The organism is Vibrio sp. D431a (assembly GCF_030248655.1).
In the GTDB taxonomy this organism is placed as follows: domain Bacteria; phylum Pseudomonadota; class Gammaproteobacteria; order Enterobacterales; family Vibrionaceae; genus Vibrio; species Vibrio alginolyticus.
Genome location: NZ_JAHGAP010000027.1, coordinates 109,777 through 128,310, shown reverse-complemented (window position 1 = coordinate 128,310; position 18,534 = coordinate 109,777). Strand labels below are relative to the sequence as shown.

The following is an 18,534-nucleotide window of genomic DNA, read 5'->3' as shown; positions in this document are numbered from 1 at the left end:
AAGACAGAGGTCATTTGAGGGGGAGTTATACGATTGACGTTACTCGTTTTCGGAGTTTGATTCGTTAGCTTCAACCACTTCAAGTGGGATAGAAGCTTCCTTCAAAATTGACAAGATTTCTTCTGGTGGCTGCTTATTGGTAAAGATCATGTTGAGCTGTGCAATATTGCCTAGTTTCACCATAGCATTGCGCCCGAACTTGGTGTGGTCTACGGCAAGAAATACACTACGGCTATTGTCAATGATCGCTTGTTTGACCCGGACTTCGTGGTAATCAAAGTCTAATAGCGAGCCATCGAAGTCGATACCGCTAATGCCGAGAATACCAAAGTCGAGACGGAACTGTTTAACGAAATCGAGGGTAGCCTCGCCAACAATACCGCCGTCTCTGCTGCGGACTTCTCCACCCGCTAAGATAACTTTGATTTCAGGGTTAGGGAAAAGAATGGTCGCAACATTGATGTTGTTGGTGACAACACGCAACTGTTTATGGTTTTTATTGAGCGCTCGCGCAACTGCTTCTGGTGTGGTGCCGATATCGATGAATAGTGTGGCACCATCTGGAATGTGTTTGACTACCTCGTCTGCAATGACATCTTTTTCATTGAAGTTGAGCGCTTTACGCGTGTTGTAAGATGTGTTTTCAGAACTGAGAGGAATAGTGGCTCCACCGTGATAACGACGAATTTTGTTGTCATCGGCGAGTTCATTGAGATCGCGTCGGATGGTTTGTGGGCTGACATTGAATCTTTCTACTAACTCATCCGTGCTGACATAGCCTTGTTTTTTCACCAGCTCAACAATCTGCTGGTGTCGAGGTATTTGCTTCACTTACCACTCCCTTGTGCATTGGTAACGGCCAATGCTTCAAATTCGAAGCTCTATTGTGCTCGAATTTGCTCGTTGTGAGAAGTAAGCGAGTTCAGGAATCGGGGATAAAGCGCAAAAAGAGCGCACAAATGGCGCTCTTTTTTTCTTATGGAGATGAGATTAATCTTCTTCGTCGTGAAGTTCAGACCAGGTTTGTGCACATTTCACTGCACGTTTCCAGCCCTTGTAACGACGATTGCGTTTTTCTTCATCATCGTGTGGCTCAAAGGTGCGATCAAGTACCGCTTTATTCTGCAACTCATCAATGCTATCCCAGTAACCAACTGCAAGGCCGGCAAGGTAGGCTGCACCAAGAGCGGTAACCTCAGTTACTTGAGGGCGGTGTACTTCTGTGTTCAATACATCGGATTGGAATTGCATTAGGAAGTTGTTCGCTACTGCACCACCATCGACGCGAAGGTTCGCAAGCTTAATGCCTGAGTCAGCTTGCATCGCATCCAGTACGTCACGAGTTTGATAAGCGATGCCTTCCAATGTTGCACGGATGATATGGTTTGAATTCACACCGCGAGTAAGGCCGACAATCGTGCCACGTGCGTAGGCATCCCAGTATGGAGCGCCTAAACCAGTAAATGCAGGCACGACATAAACGCCGTTTGATGTATCCACTTTTGTCGCGAAGTATTCAGAGTCTTCTGCACCGTTTAGGATTTTCAATTCATCGCGTAGCCATTGGATAGAAGCTCCACCCATGAATACGGCGCCTTCAAGTGCATAAGCTGGTTCGCCTGCAGGACCACAAGCCAAAGTAGTTAGAAGGCCATGTGTCGAAGTGACTTTTTCTTGGCCAGTATTCATTAGCAAGAAACAACCCGTACCGTAAGTGTTTTTCGCTTGACCCGCTTCAACACACATTTGGCCGTAAAGCGCCGCTTGTTGGTCACCTGCGATTCCAGAAATAGGAATACGAGTACCGCCTTTACCACCGATGTTGGTTTTACCGTAAATTTCCGATGAGCGCTTCACTTCTGGCATCATAGATGCTGGGATGCCAAGCTCATCTAACATTTTTTGATCCCAACATAGATCGTTGATGTTAAACAGCATGGTACGCGATGCGTTAGTGTAGTCGGTTACGTGAACGCGACCTTGAGTCATCTTCCAAACTAACCAAGTATCGACAGTACCAAACAAAAGCTTGCCTGCTTCTGCGTCTTCTCGTGCGCCTTCAACATTGTCCAGAATCCATTTAACTTTGGTACCGGAGAAGTAAGGGTCAAGCACCAAACCAGTGTTGTCACGTACATAGTTTTCGAGACCGCGTGCTTTTAAATCTTCACAGATATCAGCAGTACGGCGACATTGCCATACGATCGCATTGTAAACGGGTTTACCTGTTTCTTTATTCCAGACGATGGTCGTTTCACGCTGGTTAGTAATACCGATAGCCTCTAATTGGTCGCTACGGATGCCAGACTTAGCTAGAGCTTCTACTAAGGTAGAGCTTTGTGTTGCCCAGATCTCCATTGGATCATGTTCAACCCAACCAGCTTCTGGATAAATCTGAGTAAATTCGCGTTGCGCGACGCTTACGATGTTCGCATCATGATCAAGAATCACTGCGCGAGAGCTTGTTGTACCTTGGTCTAGGGCAACAATGTATTTTTGCTCAGTCATGGTAAGAATCCTTTTGTTTCGTTATTTATATTTTAGTAAATGTTCGAGTTACGTCAGTTTTAAGCTCTAGCTTCTTCTGTTTCTTCTTCCGTCTCACATTGGTTTGGAATCGTACAACCGTGGCCTTGTTGTGGAAGGTAAGCGGCAATCGCTTTTGGATACAACCAACCACCAAAACACGCACCTGCAATCGGAGCAAGTAAAGGCACGATAAAGTAAGGAATGTCTTTAGCACCTGTCAGAGCGTAATCCCAACCTGCGAAGTAAGCGAACAGCTTTGGTCCAAAGTCACGAGCAGGGTTCATCGCAAAGCCTGTTAGTGGACCAAGTGAACCACCGATGACGGCAATCAAAATACCGATTAATAGAGGGTTCATTGCGCCACGTGCCGCGCCGTTATTTTCATCGCCCAGAGCCAGAATCGCAAACATCAGCACAGCAGTGATAACGAATTCCACAGCAAAAGCACCAAAGAAAGAGAGGGAGGCATGCGGATAGGTTGAGAAGATACCAGCAGTTGCTAGTGCATCTTGGCTGCTGCGAACGAAGTTATGAGCGATTTCGTAGTCGGTGAAAAGGTTGCTGTATAAGCTGTATACCAATGCAGCAGAACAGAATGCCCCAAGCATTTGAGCGATAATGTATGGCACCACTTTCGCCTTATCAAAACCATGGAACATAGCAAGTGCGATGGTAACGGCAGGGTTGATGTGTGCACCAGAGACGCCAGCCGTACAGTAAATAGCGATGGCGACACCGAAGCCCCATACAATACTGATTTCCCATTGTCCAAATGATGCGCCTGTTAGAACTAAGGCTGCAACACAGCCTACGCCGAAGAAAATAAGTAGTCCTGTACCGATAAACTCGGCCAAACATTCTCCGAGCAGAGAGGGGTGTTTGTTCGTTGTCATGTTAAAAGTCCTTTGATCATTTTTGCCTGTCTAGCACGATACTATTGTGCATATATAAACGTTTGCGAAAACAAACGAGCGTTAAAAATGAGCGTTTGAGCATAAATTTGTTAATCAAAGTCTTCGTTTTTGTTAAATGGCGCATCTTTTAACCGGAAAAGAACACAACGAAAATAATTTATTTGTCACGAGGCCAGTGATGAGAGCGCTCAAATTACCGATGTGAAAAAGAATGCACAACTGGTAAGAGGAGTTTTGTGAAGCTGCTACGTGCTTGGAGACTTATTGCACAGAACTTGTGTAGCAATTAACCCTAAAGGAGTAGCGGAATGTCAAATGTATCAAGGGATAGCAGTGATATAAAAAATACGCTGTCATGTTTGGACTTTTAGAAAAAATCGTCATCCCATTGGTACCAATAGGATGAGTTGATAAGAGAATAAACGCTGTTAATGTCTTGTGTTTGTGAATCATTGCTTCGGCTTGTATTCAAATAAAAATTGTTTTTTTTATTTCGTTTGATGCTAAACGTGATCGTTTTTCAGCTTTTTAGTTATTAGTTGGTTCGGAGCGAGTAGGGCAGGCGTAAATCGCCCTTTTTACGGTTAGTTTATGTTCTAATTCGAGCCTTTGTTTCAAAGGTTTCGAATTGGAATGCTCAAGTGAGAGGTTTGAACATCAGTTTAATATTAACGAATCTTGAGTAAAGTTGAACGATGATCTAATTAATGCTCATATAATTTACTGTATTTACTTATATTTAATCCATGTGCAACATTTGTCACAGAAATAAAATCCTAACTCCATACAATTCATGAACTTTCGAACGAAGATTTATTTTGTTTCGTTCGCTCCTTTTGTGTTTTTACCATCGCATACAAAATAATGAGGTTCCTATGTTTGGAATATTCAAACCTAAGGCGCACATTGATCGTCTGTCCCCTGGCAGCATCGATAGCACCTACTCTCGCCTCCGTTGGCAACTCTTTATCGGTATCTTTGTTGGCTACGCCGGTTACTATCTAGTTCGTAAAAACTTCAGTTTGGCGATGCCTTATCTTATCGAGCAAGGCTTTAGCCGCGGAGACTTAGGTGTCGCCTTGGCAGCTGTTTCCATTGCATATGGTCTCTCTAAGTTTCTAATGGGCAGCGTTTCAGACCGCTCCAACCCTCGCTATTTCCTTAGTGGCGGCCTATTGATGTCTGCATTAGTGATGTTTTGCTTTGGCTTTATGCCATGGGCGACTGGTAGCGTCACTGCGATGTTCATTTTGCTTTTCTTAAACGGTTGGTTCCAAGGGATGGGGTGGCCTGCTTGTGGCCGAACCATGGTGCACTGGTGGTCACGTAAAGAGCGTGGTGAGATCGTTTCGGTTTGGAACGTGGCGCACAACGTGGGTGGCGGTTTGATTGGTCCACTATTTATTCTTGGCCTGTGGGCATTTAATGATGATTGGCGCACTGCATTTTATGTTCCTGCATTTTTCGCCACGTTAGTTGCTGTGTTTGTTTGGATGACGGTTCGCGATACCCCTCAGTCTTGTGGTCTGCCTCCTATTGAAGAATACAAAGACGATTACCCAGATGACTATGACAAGTCCCATGAACAAGAAATGACAGCGAAGGAAATCTTCTTCAAATACGTCTTCAACAACAAACTTCTTTGGTCGATTGCAATTGCAAACGCATTTGTTTACCTAATTCGTTACGGCGTACTGGACTGGGCACCTGTTTACCTAAAAGAAGCGAAGGATTTCTCGGTAGATAAATCGTCATGGGCTTATTTCTTATACGAATGGGCTGGCATTCCAGGAACACTATTGTGTGGTTGGATCTCTGACAAATTGTTCAAAGGTCGTCGTGCACCTGCTGGTATCTTATTTATGGTGTTAGTGACAGTTGCAGTGATGGTTTATTGGTTTAACCCTGCAGGCAACCCAACAGTAGATATGATGGCGCTTATTGCAATTGGCTTCCTAATCTATGGTCCGGTTATGCTGATCGGTTTGTACGCACTTGAACTCGCTCCGAAGAAAGCGGCAGGTACTGCCGCTGGTCTTACTGGTTTGTTTGGATACCTGGGTGGGGCAGTTGCCGCAAACGCGATTTTGGGCTACACCGTAGACCACTTTGGCTGGGATGGTGGCTTTATCATCTTAGTGGGTTCTTGTATTACTTCTATCGTGTGTTTGATGTACGCCTTTTTAGGTGAACGTGCGCACCACGAGCAAAAAGAGCGCGAGAAGGAAGCGCTAGCGTAATATTTATTTAAAGAGGCAGTGGAATACTGCCTCTTCGCTTTATCAAGGAAATAACAATGAAAACAAAGTCAGTATGTCTTACTTTTTTAGCACTTAGCCTCTCTGCTGGTGCGATTGCGAAGCCGCTTGTCATTGCGCATCGTGGCGCATCGGGCTACTTGCCTGAGCACACGCTAGAAGCCAAAGCACTTGCTTACGCAATGAAACCTGACTACATAGAGCAAGATGTGGTAATGACGAAAGACGACCAGTTGGTTGTGTTGCATGACCATTATCTCGATCGCGTAACGGATGTTGCGGAGCGTTTTCCTGATCGTGCACGTAAAGATGGTCGTTATTACGCGATTGATTTCACTCTGGCGGAAATCAAATCCTTGCGAGTTACCGAAGGGTTCAACATCGATGAGAAAGGCAACAAAGTAGCGGGCTATCCAACCCGATTCCCTATGTGGAAATCTGACTTCACCGTGCCGACGTTTGCTGAAGAGATTGAGCTGATCCAAGGCTTAAACAAAACGCTGGGTTATGACATCGGTATTTACCCAGAAATTAAAGCGCCTTGGTTCCATCGTCATGAAGGTAAGGACATTTCTAAAGCAGTACTTAAAGTCTTGAAGCAGTACGGTTACGGCTCTCAAGACGACAAAGTCTACCTTCAGTGTTTTGATGCGAATGAACTTCAACGCATCAACAGTGAACTCATGCCTGCAATGGACATGGACTTAAAGCTCGTTCAGCTTATGGCTTACACGGACTGGAACGAAACTATGGTGTACAAAGGCGACAAGGCAACACCATACAGTTATGACTGGATGTTCGAAGCCGACGGAATGAAGAAAGTAGCGAGTTACGCGGAAGGAATTGGACCTTGGAAGCCGATGCTGGTGGATGATAAGTCAACCAAAGACAATATCATCATCAAGCCGTTGATGAAGGCTGCAAAAGACGCTGGCTTGCAAGTGCATCCATACACGTTCCGCGCCGATCCAGGACGCATTCCAGCGTACACTGACAGCTTTGAAGGCATGATGGATGTGTACTACAACCAAGTAAAAGTGGATGGTTTGTTTACTGATTTCCCAGATAAAGCGGTCAGCTTTTTAAATCAGTAATCACGCATTTTGCTGTAAGCTAAAAAATCCCCCAACAGTTTCCTGCTGGGGGATTTTTCGTAGGGCTAATTCACGAATGAACTAGTTGTTTTTATGCAGTTCGCTGTTCAGTTCAACCGCGCTCTTGTTTGCAAGACACTCGATTTGACCTGTTACAGAGTTACGACGGAACAGTAGGTCAGAAACACCAGCAAGATCGCGGGCTTTCACAACTTCTACTTCTTGGCCTTCAGAATCTAGCATGCGCACTTTAGAACCAGCAGTTACGTACAGACCTGATTCGATAGTACAACGGTCACCCATTGGGAAGCCAAGACCTGCGTTCGCGCCTAGTAGAGAGTTTTCACCGATAGAAACCACAACTTTACCGCCGCCAGATAGCGTACCCATGATAGATGCGCCGCCGCCGATGTCAGAGCCGTTACCAACCACTACGCCAGCAGAGATACGACCTTCAACCATGCTCACGCCTGTTGTACCCGCGTTGAAGTTGATGAAGCCTTCGTGCATTACCGTTGTGCCTTCGCCAACGTGTGCGCCAAGACGTACGCGAGAAGTGTCAGCGATACGAACGCCAGTTGGTACCACGTAGTCCACCATTTTAGGGAACTTGTCTACGCAATCTACGCTTAGTGCACGACCCGCTAGGCGAGCTTCGATTTGACGCTCTGCTAGTTCAGGTAGGTCGATTGGACCTTCATTAGTCCATGCGATGTTGTGTAGTAGACCGAAGATACCGTCTAGTACCGTACCGTGTGGTTGAACTAGGCGATTAGAGATAAGTTGAAGTTTTAGGAAACCTTCAGCAACGCTTTGTGGCTGCTCGTCAGTTGCAAGGATAACCAGTACAAGTGGTTGTGCTGATTCTGCTGCTTTTGCTGCGAAAGAAGCGTTTGCCGCATCGCCGTTTGCTTCAAATGCTGCTGCCAGTTCTGCGCTTTGTGCTGCAGAGATCTCGATAGCTTGGTTGCCTTGCTCATAACCTGCTACTGCTGCTAGTGCGTTAACAAGCGCTTCGCTTGGGTTAAGAACTGGGTTTGGGAAAAACGCTTCGATGATTTTGCCGTCGCGGTTTTTAGTTGCCGTACCAAAGGCTAGAGAGAAGAAAGCCATAGTTGATCTCCATGTGTTGAGTCTTGTGTCTCGTCTGTTCACTGACAAGAAATAATTAAGTTGTCAGTCATCATAAAGAGAGTGTTGGGGAGTTTAAAGAGGGGAAATGGAGAAAGTCTGTAGATGGATACCTTTTGTCTTTTTAGAGATATGTTTGTCTGATGAGAAATGTGTCGCAAAAGCCTTCTCAGACCGATTTGGGGTAAAGACAAAGTGAAGTTGGAAAAGGGGCGCAGCAAAAAATAAGGGGAGGACCGAAGTCACTCCCCCTACACTGGGTTTGTTGGATTTAATCGCTTTGGATAGAAAGCGATTAAATCGGCTTAAAGGCTAAGTTCACCGACGGCTACGGCAAGTGCAACCGTTGCCCCTACCATTGGGTTGTTACCCATGCCGATGAAGCCCATCATTGCAACGTGCGCTGGTACAGAAGAGCTACCCGCGAACTGAGCATCAGCGTGCATGCGACCCATGGTATCGGTCATACCGTAAGAGGCAGGACCTGCCGCCACGTTATCTGGGTGTAGAGTACGACCAGTACCACCTCCTGATGCCACAGAGAAGTAAGGCATGCCTTCATGGTTACGTTCTGCTTTGTAGATGCCTGCTACTGGGTGTTGGAAGCGAGTCGGGTTGGTTGAGTTACCAGTGATGCTCACATCCACTTGTTCTTTATGCATGATAGCCACGCCTTCACGTACATCGTCTGCACCGTAGCAAAGGATCTCACCACGTGGACCTTGGGAGAAACGGCGACGTTCTACTTCCACTAACTCACCAGTTTGGTAGTTGTACTGAGTGCGTACGTAAGTGAAACCATTGATGCGTGAGATTAGGTAAGCGGCGTCTTTACCCAAGCCATTTAGGATAACTTTCAACGGATTTTTGCGTGATTTGTTCACGTTCAATGCGATTTTGATTGCGCCTTCTGCCGCTGCGAATGACTCATGGCCAGCAAGGAAAGCAAAACAGCCACTTTCTTCATTCAGTAGGCGAGCCGCCAATGCACCGTGACCGATACCCACTTGGCGTTGCTCTGCCACGCTGCCGGGTTTAGTGCACGCCTGAAGACCTTCACCGATGATGTTTGCAGCTTCTTCTGCTGTTTTTGCTCCGCGGAAAATCGCCAAAGCCGTACCCAGTGTGTAGGCATCGGCCGCGCTTTCGAACGCGATAGGTTGAGTGTCCATCACTAGTGCTTTAGGGTCGATACCACGATCCATACAGTATTGGTAAGCCTCTTCCGGAGAAGAAAGTTGCATTTCGTCTAATGTGCGACGTACAGATTCAGTAATTGGAGTGTTCATAATCTCTTTCCTCTTGGTGGCAATTATTGTTGGCGTGGGTTGATGGTCGTTACGGCTTCGTCAAAACGACCGTAAGTCCCCGTTGCTTTGTCTGCGGCTTCTGCTGCAGATACGCCTTCGTTGATGGCTTTCATCATCTTGCCTAGGTTGAGATATTGGTAACCAATCACTTCTTTGTTTTCGTCTAGCGCGAGTTTTGTTACGTAGCCTTCTGCTAACTCCATGTAACGCACGCCTTTTGCTTTAGTTGAGTAACTAGTACCCACTTGGCTACGTTGAGTTTGACCAAGGTCTTCCAATGCCGCACCAATTTCCAAGCCACCTTCAGAGAAAGCAGATTGAGTACGACCGTAAACAAATTGAAGGAAGATTTCGCGCATCGCGACGTTGATAGCATCACATACCAAGTCGGTATTCAGTGCTTCCAGAATGGTTTTGCCTGTTAGAATTTCTGCGGCCATCGCGGCTGATTGAGTCATGCCTGAACAGCCGATCGTTTCGATCAAAGCTTCTTCGATGATGCCGTTTTTGATGTTAAGAGTCAGTTTTGCTGCACCTTGTTGAGGAGCACAAGCGCCAACGCCGTGGCTAAGACCAGAAATCGCGATAACGTCTTTTGGATTGATCATTGCGCCTTCAACAGGGATCGGTGCAGATGCATGAAGATCGCCGCGTTGAATCGGGCACATTGATTGGATTTCGTGTGAATATTGCATAATGTTTTCCCAGTGTATTTTTAATTTTTGAGAAAACAGGAGCGGGGTTGGAGAAGAGTTGAATTGCTCACTACAGAACTCTCGCTTTCACAACATAAGCGAAAGCACTTCCAACAGGGCTGACCTGTTTTCGTTTCTGTAGGAGTCATTAGCTTTAACAGCGGTTCGAATCTTTCGATTCCGGTGGTACCCCATCACCGAACCCATTTAGACTAGATCTAAGTCACACTAATCTGCAACATGAAATTTAGAGCAATTTGGGATATTAAATCGGTTCTTTATATTCTCAGAGATATATGGAGATAAACGGAAGGAATAAAAAAACGCCGCATAATGCGACGTTTTTTCTAAACAAATGAGAGGCTTATGCAGCGTCTTCTTGCTCGCTATCTTCTTCAACAGCTTCAAGCTTCTTTGCTTTTTTTGGTGCAGGTTTACGTTTTGCACCAAGAGCGTAAAGCACTTCTTCTTTGTTTTGCGCAAGGAACATTGCAAGATCTTCTTGCTTACCTTCGTCTTCTAGAAGTTCACTTTTACCCAGCAGTGAGAATAACTCGTCTGCCATATCCAGCATTTTGTCGTATGCGTCAGCTTCCGCTTTAGAGGTAAAAGTCATTTTCTCTTCTCCATTGCGTTCTACCACGTACTTGACGATTACAGCCATGGTTGGTCCCCTAATTTGGTGTATTGATACTGGCTTTTTATACAGTTTTTGACCAATCAAGTCTAGCGACAAGCCTCAGAATGAGAGACACGTACAACTAACTGACTAGCATTTAAACTATCTTGGTTTCACTTTGCGGATTTGTCCGCCAAAGGAAGGTTTGTTGGTCGCTCCCAATCTTGGCAAAATTCGATAAACGTTTTGAGCAATGGGCTTTGATATTTCTCTTTATGAACCAGTAACCAGAAGCGACGTTTCATATCTAAAGGCATGTCGAGCAGTTTTACGCGGCCGTCACGAATAGCAGGTTCTGCAGACAAACGTGACAAACAGCCCAAGCCTAACCCTGCCGATACTGAGTTGATCAACGCTTCGGTGGTATTGAGCTGAAAAGCTTCATGCCAATGTTCCAAGCGCGGCGCGACAACGCGCATAAAAAATTCGCGTGAACCAGAGCCTGCCTCTCGCAATATCCATTCACTGTTTTCTAGCTCGGTTAAGTTTACTGGCCCTTCGTGCGCGGCTGGGGAATTGGGCGCGCAAATCACGCACATTTCATCTTCGCTAAACTGGGTAGACTGCAATTCAGGGTGAAGTGTTTTGCCTTCAATGAGGGCTATGTCTAACTCGTAATCGGTCAGCATGTCGCAGATTTGTGCGGAGTTAGAAATGAACAGACTTTGAGAACGATGGTTCGTTTGCTGACGAAATTCGCTAAGCAAATAGGGCGCGACTTGGTTGCCAATGGTGTCGCTGGCACCAATGCGAAGTTGGCCCGATAGCGCTTGGTCACCATCGAAAATGCTCTCGATGTCCTTGGCTCGGTTGAGTAATTCATCCGCCAGTGGCAGTAGTTTTTGACCTTCTTGGTTCAAAATCAGTCGGTTATTAACACGATCAAATAAGTGATGGCCGATCTGCTTTTCTAATTCTGAGAGTGCCATGCTCACTGCGGCTTTCGATAAAAAGAGACTATCAGAAGCCGCTGTGAGCGTTTTGTGCTGCGTGATCGTCGTAAACACTTTCAGTTGTTTAAGAGAAATGTGACTTGCCATACCCCACCGTTAAGTAATTCTGAACGTTTGTTTTAAATAATTAGATATATCGGAACGAAGTGCAAGCGTATTATACGTCTCATCAAGAGTGAGTCTGGTTGAGGTCATCATGATTCAAAGAACAAAAGCAAAAGTAATGGGAGCGCCAACTCCAATGGCGGGTTTGGCTCTTGGTATTGCAAGCTTGGGCTGGAGTTGGGAAAACTTCGCCGAATTACATGGCTACGGACAGTGGATTAGTGCGGGTATCGCGAGCATATTGTTGGCTATATTGGCAACCAAGTTTTTGCTACATAATCATCTATTGAGACAAGATCTTGCTCATCCGGTTGTGGGCAGCGTGGTTCCGACATTTGCGATGGGCACTATGGTGGTATCGAACTCTCTCGGCCATTTTTACCCATTAGCTGGCGATGCGCTTTGGCTGATTGCGGTGGTTTTGCACATCGTATTCTTGGTGAGCTTTGTTTACCATCGCGCCAAAGATTTTGAATTGCACCACATGGTTCCTAGTTGGTTTGTACCGCCTGTGGGTATCATCGTTGCGGATGTGTCTTTCTCTGGCAACCCGATGCTAGCACCAGTGGCACAAGGTGCATTGATGTTTGGTATGGTGGCGTACGCGATCATGTTGCCGATGATGATTTACCGTTTCATGTTCACCCATGAAATTCCGGATGCAGCGAAACCAACAATGGCAATCATGGCAGCGCCAGCAAGTCTATCATTGGCAGGGTACTTAACGGTCACTGCGACACCATCACCAGTGATCATCGCTATGCTATTTGGTATCGCGGTATTGATGACAGCCATCATATATCTCGCGTTCTTTAAATTGCTTAGACTGCCATTCAGCCCTGGCTATGCAGCGTTTACCTTCCCGATGGTGATCGGTGCGACGGCGCTGTTTAAAATGGCGAATTGGATGGAGTTGCAAGGATTGGCTGCGCACTATGTTCAACAAGTGCGAGGCTTAGCTGGTCTTGAGTTGATTGTGGCAACATTTGTTGTCTCTTATGTGGCCTTACAATACATCAGCAACTTGTTGATTCAGCCACGCTTGATGCACGCTCATCACGCTTAAATAGCAGATAGGAAAAAGCCTCTTGGTCTTACAACCAAGAGGCTTTTTTATTTCAATCGGCGTCGATGTTGGACGCTAGCCTTTTTTGTAAAATCGCGACATCTCATCCAGAGAATGACGAATGATATCGACAGGAACTTTCTGTTCTTTCTCGACTTTTAACTGGCGATTCAGTTGCTGAGAGTGCCCGCCAGGGTTGACCACAAGCATCAGTTCTTTGCCGACCAATGCATAGTTGTAGTAGCTGCCTGCAATATACCAATCGCGAGAGGCAGAGCTATCAAACAAGTTATGACCAACGCTGTATGAACTCGTTGTGCCTTGAACGTCAAACAGCGTATTCATCATGGTTGGCACGACGTCAAAATGGGTCGTGCGGTAATCAACTTGCTCTGGCTGACGATTTGGCATGTACACGTAAAGAGGCACATGCACTTGAACGTCACTGTAATTACCCGTGTGGCCCCAATAGTTCATCTTATGGTCATTAAACTCTTCACCATGATCTGATGAAATCACCACAATGGTGTTGTCTAAGTCGACGTTTTTCAGCACATCACCAATCAAGCTGTCGATGTAGTACAACGAGTTCTTGTATCGATTGTGGTAAAGCGAAGCGTCAAAATCGTTGTTGAGCAAAATGTGGTCAACGCGTTCCCAGTATGGTTTGAATTTCGCAAATTCAGGTTCAGGAAACACCGTGCCGTGGGCGGCATCGTAGAACAGAAAACCAAAGTACGGCTTGTCGCTGTCCTGCTTTTGGAACTCGATGAACTTGTCTGTTATCTGCTGATCGCGCTCGACAGCTGTTTCTCCAGTTTGTTTCAGGGTCAAGTCCGACACTTTTTTGAATACCGTGCGAGAAAGTGGCGGGCTGGTGAGCGGTGCTGAGCCAAAAATGCCCATGCGGTAGCCTTCTGCTTGCAGCGTATCCATAAACACAGGAGAGCGTTGACTTGCGTAAAAGCTTTCCCAGTAGGTCGCTGGCAAGCTGTAAAACAGGCTGAAAATACCCGCTTGAGTTGAGTTGCCGCCGCTCATATGTTGTGTGAAATTCACCGTTTTTTCGGCGAACTTGCTGACATTTGGCATGACTTCCGGCGTCGCATCACTGTAGCGCCACGCGTCAACCAAGATAAACAAAACATTGGGCTGTTTCTCTTTGCTTTGCACTTGAATCGGCGCAAGCGGGTAGTTGAGTGAGCTACGTTCAATGTTGGTTAACTCTACGCGGTTCTTCGATGCAATGTTCTCATCCACTAGGTCGTGTTTGTAAATAAATTTACGAGCCGTCAGCGGGTAGTAAAGTGGCCAGTTATTCGAAAACTGACTGACTTCATCGTCGTAAAGTGCGTTTTTGTACGCATGAATCATCTGCGTGCTAAGCAATACAGCAAACCAAACGCTGATCAAAACGAACTTAGCTCGGCTTTGTGCCAGTTTATTACTTACCCAAACGGTACAGGCGAGCCCGATCACCAGAACGGCAACTTCACTGACGAAGATAAGCCAACTCATCCAAGAAATATCGAAGACATCACCGCCACCTTCGAAAAACATACGGATTAATAGGGCGTTGATGTGAAGTTTGTATTGCTGAAAAACGAGGATATCGACTTTAAACATGATCAATAGACAGATCGCGATAGCGATCACGATACCTTTGAATGCTCGAGTCGGTAGAAAAGAGAGCAATAAACTCAACAACATAAATGGAAGAGCGATCAAGCCCTGCCAGCCATATTGAGTCGAAACCAAATAGTAACCTTGCAACAAGGTTAGCGGTTCATTCTGATTGTTAGACAACACAAAAGGATAACAAGCGATCGACAGGTACACTGCAAAGCAAGCAAAAAAAGCAATCAGCCAAGCGCTGTTGGAAGACAGTTTGCGAAACATACTTTTTGTTTGTTTATAAATTATGGGTAGAGGGAGTATAAAACAGTGTTTTTTATTATGGAATAGTTGCGACGAATGTCACATTTTGTATGGAAGTGTCAGACTTGATTGACATGTGAAAATTCAGAAGATTCATACTCTATTTGAGTGATATATAACCTTTTGTTTTTTCCGAACGTGAGATCACTGCGGGTTTAAATGGGGCTGTGCTAAGCTAGCTAACAGTTTCAATCGGCGCTCGGTATTCCCAATTTGTTTACTGTTTATCACTCCAACCAAGTTGACGTTCTTAAATCACTCCTTGTCGAACTGATTCGAATCAGTCCGCTGGAAAACCCGTTCGAAAAAGAACAAATTCTGGTTCAAAGTCCGGGCATGTCCCAGTGGCTAAAAATGGAATTGGCCAAAGAGTTTGGTGTTGCCGCGAACATTGATTTTCCGCTTCCTGCTACCTTCATTTGGGAAATGTTTACGCAGGTGTTGCCAGACGTGCCAAAACGCAGTGCGTTTAACAAAGAAGCGATGACTTGGAAGTTGATGCATCTGCTGCCGGGGCTTCTCAACCAAGACGTGTTTTCGCCGTTAGCGCAGTACCTCAAAGATGACAGTGATCACTCTAAGCTGTATCAACTGGCTGAGAAAATTGCCGATATTTTCGATGGTTACTTGGTGTATCGTCCGGAGTGGATCGCAAGTTGGGAAGCAGGGCAGAGTGTGCCAGAGCTGGAAGATGAGCATCCGTGGCAGCCGATCTTATGGCAAGCGTTGTATGATCACACTGTGTCATTAGGACAGTCTCCATATCACCGTGCCAACCTTTATGAGCACTTTATCGACACGTTAGAGAGTTTTAACGGCAATTTTGACCATTTACCCAAGCGTTTGTTTGTTTTTGGCATTTCTTCGTTGCCGCCTCGCTATATGGATGCGCTAAAAGCAATTGGTGAACACATCGACGTGCATCTGATGTTCACCAACCCGTGTCATTATTACTGGGGTGAAGTTCGAGATCGCAAATATCTGGCTCGTTTGGCGGCGAAACATCGTCAGCACGTTGTGTGGCAGGACGATCACTCGGAAGTGCAAGGTGAAACTGAGCAACTGAAAGGATCACTGGAAGATAATGTGATCGATGAGCTGCACACCGATGTGGTCGGAAACAGTCTGTTGGCATCCATGGGTAAACTCGGGCGCGACAATATGTATCTGTTGTCTCAGCTGGAATCTCATGAAATCGAAGCCTTTGTTGATGTTGAGCGCGACAGTCTGCTCCATCAATTGCAAGCGGATATTCTCAATCTTGAAGAACATCAAGATGATCAACAGATTGAAAACAGTCATCACAAACAAGTGGTTAGCTTGGGTGATAAATCACTGAGCCTACACGCTTGTCACAGCCCGATGCGCGAAGTTGAAGTGCTGCATGATCAACTGTTGGCTATGTTCGATGCTGACCCAACGTTAAAACCGCGCGATATTATCGTGATGGTCGCGGACATCAACGCTTACAGCCCTGCGATTCAGGCGGTCTTTGGTAACGCGCCGGGTGAGCGTTTTATTCCATATTCGATTTCTGACCGAACCGCCGATCAAGAGAGCCCAATTCTGGCCGCATTTATGCAGTTGGTGAACTTACCCAATACGCGCTGTTTGGCATCAGAACTACTCGAACTTCTGGAAACTCCGGCGATATTAAAGCGTTTTGAACTCAGCGAAGGTGATTTCTTACAAGCTAAACAATGGGTTGAGGAATCGGGAATTCGCTGGGGGTTGGACGCCAATACCGGACGCGAATTTGAACTGCCGGAAACCCGTCAAAACACATGGCAATTTGGTATTCAACGCATGTTGCTTGGCTACGCGATGCCAGAATCCGCAGGCTTGTTTGAAACCGAGCAAGGCAGTTTGTCTCCGTACAACGAAGTGCAAGGCATGGGCGCAGAGCTGGCGGGCAAGTTGGCACACTTTATCCAACAAATTAGCACTTATCGAAGCAAACTTTCTCATGTTCAAACTATCGATGGTTGGCGAGAGACTTTGGTTTCACTGCTGGATGACTTCTTCTCAGTTGAGTTAGAAGGCGAAATGGCGCTCAAATCCATTCGCGATACGCTCAGCCAACTCAAAGAGCAGTTAGCTGATGCCGCATTTGATGATGCGTTATCGCCGTCGATCATCAGCCAATACCTTCAAAATAAATTATCTGGCACACGAGTCAGCCAGCGCTTCCTTGCTGGTCAAGTGAACTTTTGTACCCTGATGCCGATGCGCTCTATTCCGTTTAGAACCGTATGTCTACTGGGGATGAATGACGGCGTGTACCCGCGTTCTATGCCGCCAGAAGGCTTTGACTTGATGACAGGAAGAACCAAGCCGGGCGACCGTTCGCGCCGAGATGATGACCGTTACCTATTCCTCGAAGCGATGTTGTCTGCACAGCAAACGCTCTACATCAGTTATGTTGGCCGTTCAATCCAAGACAACACCGAGCGAGTGCCTTCGGTTCTGGTTTCTGAGCTGATGGAATACTGCCACCAAAACTATTGTTTAAGTGGTGATGAAGCGTTGCCCGTTGATGAGTCTGGCGACAACTTATTAAATGCGTTGGTGAATACCCACGCCATGGTGCCGTTTAGCCCAAGTGCGTTCCAAGGCATGCATGCTAGCTACGCGAAAGAGTGGATTCCAGCGGCATTGACTCAAAGCAGTCAATCGCAAGGCTATGTCCGTCGTGATTTTAATCGGGCATTAGACGACTATCTGTTGGGAGCGACGTTCCCGCTTGAGCTCGACTTAGTCGAGTTGCAACGTTTCTGGCGTTTACCAGTGCAGTATTTTTTCAATCGTCGTTTAAAAGTAATCTTTGAACCGCCACTACCGGTGATGGAAGACGACGAACCCTTTGTTTTAGGTGGTTTGGAAAGCTATCAAATGCGTGATGAGCTGTTAGAAACCTTGCTTGAAGCGACATTGATGCAGCCAGAGAAAAAAACAGAGGTGCTTAAACACTTTATGAGTCAACAGCGCGCGCAAGGCAAACTGCCGGTGGGGGCGTTTGGTGATATCGAATTTGAAACCAACCGAGTTCAGGCGGAAGAGCTGGTGGATAAACTGGCGTTTTTATCTGGTGCGCCTCAAGACGATTTGGAAATCGACCTGACGTTTGATTCCTTGTTTGAGCGAAATGAAGGCGAAGAGAAAAACGTTCGCCTAACAGGTTGGCTAACTCAATGCTACCAATCCGGTTTGATTCGCTATCGAAGCGGTAAGATTCGCTCGCAGGATTACCTTGCTGCGTGGATCGATCACCTTGCCATGTCGGCGTCGGGTCATGCTAAGAAAACTCACATCATTGGTTACGATCGTAAAGAAGGCGCGCTGCATTTGATCTACCCAGAAATTGCCGATGCGCAGTATGCCAAACAGCTACTGACTGAATTAGTTCGCTTATTTTTCGAAGGCATGACTAAGCCTTTGCCTTATTTCCCGAAAACGGCGTTGGCTTGTGTTGAAGCGGGCTTTAGCCGCGGTCAGTGGGTAGATTACGAAGAGAAATCTTTGAAGAAAATGGCTGACGCATTCAATGATGGCTTCATGAGCCCGGGCGAAGGCAGTAATGCGTACATCTCTCGAATTTGGCCTGCTTGGAATGATGAGTTGGCCTCAGAAGTTCGTTTGCTGACAGCATTAGTACTGCAAGGTGCGCGCTTAGCGGTTCAAGACGCTGATGATGTGAAAGCGTAATAAAGACAGCTGGATAAAGAGAAGGAAGAGTAGGGTGGCCGCCAGAAAATCATTATTTTTTGTAGGGCGTTCGCTGTACGGCCACAAGGTCAGAGGGACCATGATACTTTTGTTTAATTCATTTGAGTTGTGCCGCCAAAAAGGTTTGGCTTATCTC

General features: G+C 46.2%; 13 protein-coding genes and 1 riboswitch. Of the genes, 4 read left to right on the top strand and 9 right to left on the bottom strand.

Annotation, left to right across the window (positions count from 1 at the left end):
* Nucleotides 1-39: 39 nt before the first annotated feature.
* The 3 genes from KJB35_RS21985 to KJB35_RS21975 form a co-directional block, all read right to left on the bottom strand.
* The gene (locus KJB35_RS21985; protein WP_005380192.1) at nucleotides 40-831 is read right to left on the bottom strand and encodes a DeoR/GlpR family transcriptional regulator; all 792 of its coding nucleotides are present in this window, start codon (nucleotides 829-831) and stop codon (nucleotides 40-42) included.
* A gap of 159 nt (nucleotides 832-990) precedes the next feature.
* A complete protein-coding gene (gene glpK / locus KJB35_RS21980) occupies nucleotides 991-2,508 on the bottom strand; it encodes a glycerol kinase GlpK (protein WP_213907993.1) in 1,518 nt (505 codons plus the stop codon).
* A gap of 59 nt (nucleotides 2,509-2,567) precedes the next feature.
* Entirely contained in the window at nucleotides 2,568-3,422 is an 855-nt protein-coding gene (locus KJB35_RS21975; protein WP_005380195.1) for an MIP/aquaporin family protein, read from the bottom strand.
* Nucleotides 3,423-4,318: 896 nt separating this feature from the next.
* On the opposite strand from KJB35_RS21975, the gene glpT reads away from it, so the two are divergent.
* Both glpT and glpQ read left to right on the top strand, forming a co-directional pair.
* Nucleotides 4,319-5,683 carry a glycerol-3-phosphate transporter gene (glpT, locus tag KJB35_RS21970; RefSeq protein ID WP_005380199.1) on the top strand — a complete coding sequence of 455 codons (1,365 nt, stop codon included), beginning with the start codon at nucleotides 4,319-4,321 and terminating at the stop codon, nucleotides 5,681-5,683.
* Between the two features lie 56 nt (nucleotides 5,684-5,739).
* The gene (gene glpQ, locus KJB35_RS21965; RefSeq protein WP_005380201.1) at nucleotides 5,740-6,795 is read left to right on the top strand and encodes a glycerophosphodiester phosphodiesterase; all 1,056 of its coding nucleotides are present in this window, start codon (nucleotides 5,740-5,742) and stop codon (nucleotides 6,793-6,795) included.
* Between the two features lie 81 nt (nucleotides 6,796-6,876).
* Here glpQ and dapD read toward each other — a convergent pair whose 3' ends face one another.
* The 5 genes from dapD to KJB35_RS21940 form a co-directional block, all read right to left on the bottom strand.
* A complete protein-coding gene (gene dapD / locus KJB35_RS21960; RefSeq protein WP_017636007.1) occupies nucleotides 6,877-7,908 on the bottom strand; it encodes a 2,3,4,5-tetrahydropyridine-2,6-dicarboxylate N-succinyltransferase in 1,032 nt (343 codons plus the stop codon).
* A 323-nt stretch (nucleotides 7,909-8,231) separates the two neighbouring features.
* The gene (locus KJB35_RS21955) at nucleotides 8,232-9,215 is read right to left on the bottom strand and encodes a GGGtGRT protein (RefSeq protein ID WP_213907992.1); all 984 of its coding nucleotides are present in this window, start codon (nucleotides 9,213-9,215) and stop codon (nucleotides 8,232-8,234) included.
* Nucleotides 9,216-9,238: 23 nt separating this feature from the next.
* Nucleotides 9,239-9,931: an iron-sulfur cluster assembly scaffold protein gene (locus KJB35_RS21950; RefSeq protein WP_005380206.1), complete on the bottom strand. Its 693-nt coding sequence runs from the start codon at nucleotides 9,929-9,931 to the stop codon at nucleotides 9,239-9,241.
* Nucleotides 9,932-10,063: 132 nt separating this feature from the next.
* Nucleotides 10,064-10,139, bottom strand: a riboswitch (Fluoride riboswitch).
* A 156-nt stretch (nucleotides 10,140-10,295) separates the two neighbouring features.
* Complete coding sequence (locus KJB35_RS21945) at nucleotides 10,296-10,595, bottom strand: YebG family protein (RefSeq protein ID WP_005380208.1); 300 nt, start codon at nucleotides 10,593-10,595, stop codon at nucleotides 10,296-10,298.
* A gap of 128 nt (nucleotides 10,596-10,723) precedes the next feature.
* A complete protein-coding gene (locus KJB35_RS21940; RefSeq protein WP_017636009.1) occupies nucleotides 10,724-11,650 on the bottom strand; it encodes a LysR substrate-binding domain-containing protein in 927 nt (308 codons plus the stop codon).
* 109 nt (nucleotides 11,651-11,759) lie between these two features.
* Between KJB35_RS21940 and KJB35_RS21935 the strand changes: the two genes are divergently transcribed.
* A complete protein-coding gene (locus KJB35_RS21935) occupies nucleotides 11,760-12,734 on the top strand; it encodes a TDT family transporter (protein ID WP_285357511.1) in 975 nt (324 codons plus the stop codon).
* Nucleotides 12,735-12,809: 75 nt separating this feature from the next.
* Here the strand turns inward: KJB35_RS21935 and KJB35_RS21930 are convergent, their stop codons facing one another.
* Entirely contained in the window at nucleotides 12,810-14,633 is a 1,824-nt protein-coding gene (locus KJB35_RS21930; protein WP_285357510.1) for a DUF3413 domain-containing protein, read from the bottom strand.
* A 252-nt stretch (nucleotides 14,634-14,885) separates the two neighbouring features.
* Here KJB35_RS21930 and recC point away from each other — a divergent pair, with 252 nt between their 5' ends.
* Nucleotides 14,886-18,377 carry an exodeoxyribonuclease V subunit gamma gene (gene recC, locus KJB35_RS21925; protein ID WP_285357507.1) on the top strand — a complete coding sequence of 1,164 codons (3,492 nt, stop codon included), beginning with the start codon at nucleotides 14,886-14,888 and terminating at the stop codon, nucleotides 18,375-18,377.
* The last annotated feature ends 157 nt before the right edge of the window (nucleotides 18,378-18,534 follow it).